The sequence below is a fragment of the Microcystis sp. M113S1 genome (assembly GCF_020246945.1).
Lineage (GTDB): Bacteria > Cyanobacteriota > Cyanobacteriia > Cyanobacteriales > Microcystaceae > Microcystis.
In genome coordinates this window covers 1-5751 of record NZ_JADBSA010000089.1, presented here as the reverse complement: position 1 = coordinate 5751, position 5751 = coordinate 1, and the positions used below count along the sequence as shown (strand labels likewise).

Annotated in this window: 7 protein-coding genes; 4 read left to right on the top strand and 3 right to left on the bottom strand. The window is 43.3% G+C overall.

Going from position 1 to position 5751, the window contains the following annotated elements; genetic code table 11:
• Positions 1-74: 74 nt before the first annotated feature.
• The 4 genes from IM319_RS05045 to IM319_RS05030 all read left to right on the top strand — a co-directional run bounded on the left by IM319_RS05045 (position 75) and on the right by IM319_RS05030 (position 3251).
• Positions 75-527, top strand: a complete 453-nt coding sequence (locus IM319_RS05045; RefSeq protein ID WP_287734870.1) for a Coq4 family protein — start codon at positions 75-77, stop codon at positions 525-527.
• Between the two features lie 219 nt (positions 528-746).
• Positions 747-1886 carry a SpoIID/LytB domain-containing protein gene (locus tag IM319_RS05040; RefSeq protein ID WP_287734868.1) on the top strand — a complete coding sequence of 380 codons (1140 nt, stop codon included), beginning with the start codon at positions 747-749 and terminating at the stop codon, positions 1884-1886.
• Between the two features lie 114 nt (positions 1887-2000).
• On the top strand, positions 2001-2480 hold the full coding sequence (fabZ, locus tag IM319_RS05035; RefSeq protein ID WP_012268022.1) for a 3-hydroxyacyl-ACP dehydratase FabZ: 480 nt from the start codon (positions 2001-2003) through the stop codon (positions 2478-2480).
• A 3-nt stretch (positions 2481-2483) separates the two neighbouring features.
• Positions 2484-3251: a tryptophan-rich sensory protein gene (locus IM319_RS05030; protein WP_286826329.1), complete on the top strand. Its 768-nt coding sequence runs from the start codon at positions 2484-2486 to the stop codon at positions 3249-3251.
• On the opposite strand, the gene IM319_RS05025 is transcribed toward IM319_RS05030, so the two are convergent.
• From IM319_RS05025 to IM319_RS05015, 3 genes are all read right to left on the bottom strand, one after another.
• Positions 3248-3712 carry a VOC family protein gene (locus IM319_RS05025; RefSeq protein ID WP_286826328.1) on the bottom strand — a complete coding sequence of 155 codons (465 nt, stop codon included), beginning with the start codon at positions 3710-3712 and terminating at the stop codon, positions 3248-3250. The two genes, IM319_RS05030 and IM319_RS05025, sit on opposite strands and share 4 nt — an antisense overlap.
• A 68-nt stretch (positions 3713-3780) precedes the next feature.
• Positions 3781-4599: a SirB1 family protein gene (locus IM319_RS05020; protein WP_287686744.1), complete on the bottom strand. Its 819-nt coding sequence runs from the start codon at positions 4597-4599 to the stop codon at positions 3781-3783.
• A gap of 78 nt (positions 4600-4677) precedes the next feature.
• Positions 4678-5472, bottom strand: a complete 795-nt coding sequence (locus tag IM319_RS05015; protein ID WP_287734866.1) for a metallophosphoesterase family protein — start codon at positions 5470-5472, stop codon at positions 4678-4680.
• Between the last annotated feature and the right edge of the window lie 279 nt (positions 5473-5751).

The following is a 5751-nucleotide window of genomic DNA, read 5'->3' as shown; positions in this document are numbered from 1 at the left end:
GTCAACTACCTAATTTTCAGGGAAAAAGTACCTGAATTTTCCCCCTGATCACTCCCATGCCTGGTACTTTTTGATTGACAAAAAGTCTAAAAGTCTTACCCAACAAGGTTTTTAGATTTATTCAGCAGACCCTAATTAGTCTCAATTTTGATCCTAATTTTTATCGGTTTATTCAGGTCAATTCCGACATAGATTATCTGCTGCTTCGCCTACGACAAACTCACGATATCTGGCATATAGTCACGGGTTTTGGTGTCGATGTGACGGGAGAATTGCAACTGAAAGCTTTTGAATTAAGTCAAACTCGTCGCCCTCTAGCTCTTGTCCTACTTTTAGGGGGATTATTCGGAGCTTTATTTTCTTCGCCACTTTCCTTAGCCTCTCTCTGGGAAGAGATTGTCATCGCCTATAATTTGGGCAAAAATACTCGACCTTTTTTAGCGCAAAAATGGGAACTAGCTTGGGAGAAATCCCTGCTAGTTTGGCGGCAAGAATTGGCGATTGTCCACTCAAACCTAGAAAATTAATTTTGCCCGACTAATTAAAATAATCGACTAACCCGAATAAATCCCGATTAATCGGACAAAATAAAGCAATTTGCCGATTCAGGGGGTCAGAGGACAGAAAAATTGTCAGACAATCGGGAAAAAGTGACAGGGGAAAAATTTTTCCGAACCGGAGTAGCAAAAAAGTCCCAGTCTGGGTAAAATTGATTATCGATCGATTGTGTGAGGAGTTCGATCCCCATGACCAATAAACACACAGCAAGGCTGCTGGGTAGTTACCTGCAGCGCCTGCCTGCCCATAGCTGGCTCGTCCTAGTTTTTTGGGCTTTGATTATCGCCCCAGTCCAGGCTGCTGTCGAATTACGCATTGCCATCAGTAAAGGTGTTAGTGCCGTCTCCGTGGGCAGTTCCACCGATGCTGTGGTGAAAGATGGGGCCGGCAGAGTCTTAGGAGAATTGACCGCCATGAATGCCCTCAATGCTAATCCCAGAGGAAAAGCGGTGGGTTTGGCCGATTGGCAGGCCAGTCAATTGATCATCGAACCAGGGAATGATGGTTACGTCTGGATTAATGATCGCTGGTATCGAGGACGTACAAGGCTCATTCGGCAAGGTTCTGGGGTGACAGCCCTAAATTTAGTCGATTTAGAGGAATATCTCTATAGTGTCGTCGGTGCGGAAGCGATTCCCTCCTGGCCGCAAGAGGCCTTAAAAGCCCAATCTGTGGCGGCGCGCACCTATGCTCTCTACCAAATGAATACTTCCGGCAATCGCATCTACGATCTCGATACTACCACCCGCACCCAAGTTTATAAGGGTCTAGAAAGCGAGTTTACTAGCACCCACGAGGCGGTTAATGCCACCGCCGGACAAATTATGAGCTTCAACGGCAAACCGATTCTAGCGGTGTTTCACTCCTCCTCCGGAGGCCATACGGAAAATGTCGAGGATGTTTGGAATTCCCCCTTACCCTACCTGCGCGGTGTCGTCGATTACGATCAGGTCGCACCAGTATTTCAATGGTCAAAAAACTTTAGTGCCAGGGAATTAGGCCGTTTAATCGGTGGTGTTGGTCGCGTGCGATCGCTATCTCCCGAAAGGACCACTCCCCACGGACGAGTGATTAGAATGCGCGTAGTGGGCGATCAAGGCTCTAAATTAATCTCTGATACCCAATTACGGCAAATACTGGAGCTGCGTAGTACCCTATTCACGATTTCAGCTAATAACGGTACTTTTGCCATTAATGGTCGCGGTTTCGGTCATGGGATCGGTTTAAGTCAATGGGGTGCTTTTTCCCTCGCTGACCAAGGGGTGACTTATGACCGCATTCTCAGCCATTATTATCAAAATGCTCGTTTAACTGAAATGCCCAATTAAAAAGGCTGTCAGCCATTTCCAGTAAACAGTAAACAGTAAACTGATAACTGATAACTGATAACTGATAACTGATTATGAGATAATGTCTAATCTCACTTGTAATTTTTGACTTGCATGACCATCGTGACCGAAGCCTTAACCGAGTTGGAACCAGTCATAAAAACTACCTTTACCGTCGAGGAAATTCGCCAACTACTGCCCCATCGTTATCCCTTTGCCCTAGTCGATCGTATTATTGACTATGTACCCGGTCAAAAGGCCGTTGGCCTAAAAAATGTCACGATCAACGAGCCTTTTTTTCCCGGTCATATTCCCAATCGTCCCTTGATGCCGGGGGTGTTAATTGTTGAATCCATGGCCCAAGTGGGGGGAGTGATTTTGACCCAATTACCCGGGATGAAAGGAAAATTTTTTGCCTTCGCTGGCATTGATAAAACCCGTTTTCGTCGTCCTGTGGTGCCAGGGGATCAATTAATCATGACGGTGGAATTATTATCCTTCAAGATGAATAAAATTGCTAAAATGCAAGGGGAAGCAAGAGTCGATGGGCAATTGGCCGCTCAGGGCGAAATGATGTTTTCCATCTTTGATTGACCTATGAATTTTGATCGAGATCGTCTCCGACAAGAACTAAATTTATTTGCTATTCTAGGGGCTTTTATCACCAATATTTTCGCTAATATTTTCCCTCTCAACGGCGAAAATATCGGGGCTATCTCGAATACAGTTTTTCAAGATGTCTTAATTATTCCCGCTAATTATGCTTTTGCTATCTGGGGATTAATCTATCTGGGTTTAATTAGTCTGGGAATTTACCAAGCTTTGGCTTTCAATAAAACTGAACCGCGTTTGCGTCGGTTAGGCTACGAATTAGCCATCGCTAGTGCTTGTCAGATTCTCTGGGTAATTCTCTTTCAATCCCGTTTTTTTATCCTGTCTTTACTGGCAATGCTAGGCATTTTAATTCCTCTCATCCGGCTTTATCTCCGCTTAGAAATTAATCGCTTTATTGTCAATCGTAAACAGGGTTTATTAGTTAATGCTCCTATTAGTATCTATTTCGCTTGGATTACCGTAGCCACGATTGTCAACGTCGCTTCGGTGCTAGATTGGACCAACTGGAACGGTTGGGGAATTGCTCCTAGTATCTGGACGATGATAATCATGGTTATCGGGGCAATAATCGCGATTTTAGTCGGTTTAAACCGAAAAGATCGGGCTTTTATCGGGGTGTTTATCTGGGCTTTCTTGGCGATCGCTGTTAAACAGGTCTCTCTGCCTCTAATTGCGATAACGGCGATTATATTAGCGATTATCCTAACTTTTCTGGTTTTTAGTCGCAGTTTTCGTCCTCTGAGTCGTTAAGATGCGGGATCACAGCGAATTTCGACGATAAAGCCATCGGGATCGTAGAAGTAAACCCCCCTCCCAGTCGGACGGGTCACGGGTCCACTAGCAATAGTAATTCCCTGACTTTGTAGCACTTCTAGGGCAAAATCGAAGCATTCGGGAGCAATATCGAAGGCTAAATGGTTGGCACGGGTAAAAGCGATTTCGGCATTGTCGTCGGGGGGGTTTAAATCTGGTTCCCAAAATAGGTCAATTACTGTACCATCGGGGGTGATAAAATTGGCCACTTTTCCCTGGGCAACTAATTCTTTTAAGGTACTGGGAATTTTTTCCCCCACTAATTCCTCTAAGCCTAAAATTTCCCCATAAAAATGACGAGAAGCCTCCATATCTTTGACGTTGAAAGCGATATGATGGACTTTTCGCAGTTGACCAATTTTGAGTTTTTTCGTGGTGACAGAAGGACTAATAGTCATCTTAGTTATCATTTATCAGTAAAGGGTTGGGGGATTTTTCAGTGAACAGTAATCAGTAATCAGTCGACTTAAGAGTTAATTTTTTGCAATAATTGCCGAATGGATTCCGCATCTTGAGCGTTGGGTAGGAGAGCGAGATAGAAGCCTAAATCCTGTTGCGCTCGGCTAAATTGTCCAATTTGATAGTAAACTAAACCTCGATCGCGCAGCTCTAGGGGATGATTAGGAATGAGCAAAAGTAGCAGCTCTATTGTCCGAATTGTCTGAGACCATTGTTGACGATTCAGGTAAATATATTTTAAATTAGTCAACAAACGTAATAAAATTTGCTGATTGGTAGCAATATTGAGAAAATGTTCTTCTAATTTAACTGGCTGTTGATAAACTTGACTTAATCTTTCTTGACAGTCCTGTTTAAATAAGATTTCACCACCGTGAAAGGGATCGACAAAAATTTCCACTTCCTCGAAATCGGGACGGATAATAAAATGACCCGGCATACCAATTCCTACCATGGGAAAATCGATCTGTTTGGCAATCTCTAAATAGATGATCGAGAGAGTGAGCGGAATACCCGTGCGGCGATCAATTACGTCATTTAAGTAGCTATTGCGGGGGTCATAGTATTCTTGGGTATTACCAGTAAATTGTAAATCTTCAAACAAATATTGATTGATAATCTTGACTATTTTTAAAGGATATAATCTATCGGGTAAACGTTTTTTTACCTCCTCAGCCATTAAATTTATTCTATTTAAATAGTGATCAATATTGAGGCGCGGATATTCAAAATTGGCTATTTGTAGGGCTGCCCGAGCTAGATTTATCTCAGGGTCAGGATGTTGAATTGTTTCGATGAAGGCTTGGTATAAGAGTGCAAGGGTCATTAGCAAAGAGTATTAATCAGATTATCAACTATTTTAACCGATCCTTCCGATTTTATCGCTTCTCTTTTCCGATCACCATTAAATATTCAGCGATTTAGATGAGCTTTGCTGGGAAGAGTAGCGAGAAATCTTGTCAATGTCTAGATTAACCACGGCTTTTTCTAAAGGGATCGTGCGACAATTTTTATTTTGAGACTGCACTTGATAAACTAATTGATTTGTCCAATCTAAAGCAGTTAACCAACCACTTTGAGGATGATAAACCCCAGTTTCAATGTCTAGCCAACCGCTGCCGCGAGCTAGTTGTCCCGGTTTGACATCGGGAAAGGTAAAGGTTAAAGTATGACCTGTGATAATTAGTTTATCCTTGAAATAGGGTTGGGTCATGGTATGAAATTCATTTCTAATCCAACAAAACTGCTCGTTTGTTTGCTGTTCAAGGGGATATTCTGGGTGTACTCCCGCGTGAACTAACCAAATATCTCCTAGGTCTAAATAAGCGGGTAGGGATTGGAACCAATTGATATGCTCGGCGGGTATATTGTTATTATAACTTAGTAGTGTCGCCGCCCCACCACTCTCGATCCAGCCGTTGAACCATCTTTCAGGAACTTCTTTTCCCGTCAGAGCTTTTAAGAGCATATATTCATGATTTCCTAGGAGACATTGGTAGTTATTTTTGATGACAAAATCCACCACTTCCAAGCTCTGCTGTCCTCGATCGATTAAATCTCCCAGAAAATAAACCTCATCCTCACTATCGGGAGCAACTCGGTTTAATAGTCGCAAAAGTGTCTGAAAACTGCCATGCACATCTCCGATAATAATACGACGCGGTTCTTGAGTCTGTTTCCCTATTTTTCTAAACAACACACACCCCTCTCTAATCGCTGACTATACTGACATTGCTACTCTTTTATTGCTAAAAAAGGAGTTTCTATAAGGTCTTAATTTTATTATAGGACAAAGCTTTCCCTCTAACAGTCACTGGTTTTGGGGAACGCCGGAACTGCGGGAGAAAGGCTGTAAGTGGGTGGAATTAAATAGGGTCTGCTGAAAAAGTTTTTCGGTGGGGGTTGGGGGTTGGGGGTTGGGGGTTGGGGGTTGGGGGTTGGGGGGGGGGGTGGGGGGGGTGGGGGGTGGGGTTTTACC